Raw genomic sequence first — 1,174 nt, forward strand, 5'->3', positions numbered from 1 at the left:
ATGGCGAAGGCAAAGTTTGAACGGACGAAACCGCACGTGAACATCGGGACCATTGGTCACGTTGACCATGGGAAGACGACGCTGACGGCGGCGATCACGAAGTATTTCGGTGAATTCAAGGCCTACGACCAGATCGACGGGGCGCCGGAAGAGCGTGCGCGGGGGATCACGATCTCGACGGCGCATGTGGAGTACGAGACCGAGAAGCGGCACTATGCGCACGTGGACTGCCCCGGCCACGCCGACTATGTGAAGAACATGATCACGGGTGCGGCGCAGATGGACGGCGCGATCCTTGTGGTTGCGGCCTCGGACGGGCCGATGCCGCAGACGCGCGAGCACATCCTGCTTGGCCGTCAGGTGGGGATTCCCTACATGGTCGTGTACATGAACAAGATCGACCTTGTGGACGACCCCGAGCTTCTGGAGCTGGTGGAGATGGAAGTTCGGGAGCTTCTGTCGTCCTATGAATATCCTGGCGACGAGATTCCGATCATCAAGGGCTCGGCGCATCAGGCGATGATCGGCGAGAACCCCGAGATCGGCGAGCAGTCGATCCGGGCGCTGATGAAGGCGGTTGACGACTACATCCCGACGCCTGCGCGCGCGGTTGACCAGCCGTTCCTGATGCCGATCGAGGACGTGTTCTCGATCTCGGGCCGCGGCACGGTTGTGACCGGCCGGGTAGAGCGTGGCGTGATCAACGTCGGCGACGAAGTGGAGATCGTGGGTCTGCGGGAAACGAAGAAGTCGGTCTGCACCGGCGTCGAGATGTTCCGCAAGCTTCTGGACCGCGGCGAGGCGGGCGACAACATCGGCGCGCTGCTGCGCGGGATCGACCGTGACGGGGTGGAGCGCGGCCAGGTGCTGTGCAAGCCCGGTTCGGTGAAGCCGCACACCAAGTTCGAGGCCGAAGCCTACATCCTGACCAAGGAGGAAGGCGGCCGCCACACGCCGTTCTTTGCGAACTACCGTCCGCAGTTCTACTTCCGCACGACGGACGTGACGGGCACGGTGAAGCTGCCGGAAGGCACCGAGATGGTGATGCCGGGCGACAACCTGAAGTTCGAGGTGGAGCTGATCGCCCCGATCGCGATGGAAGAGAAGCTGCGCTTCGCCATCCGCGAAGGCGGCCGCACCGTCGGCGCAGGCGTCGTCTCGAAAATCATCGCCT

General features: G+C 63.3%; 1 protein-coding gene. It reads left to right on the forward strand.

What is annotated here, in order from left to right:
• A partial coding sequence (gene tuf, locus EYB42_RS17205; protein ID WP_135451294.1) for an elongation factor Tu occupies positions 1-1,174 on the forward strand: 1,174 nt, incomplete at both ends.

The organism is Tabrizicola caldifontis (genome assembly GCF_004762095.1).
In the GTDB taxonomy this organism is placed as follows: Bacteria; Pseudomonadota; Alphaproteobacteria; order Rhodobacterales; family Rhodobacteraceae; genus Tabrizicola; species Tabrizicola caldifontis.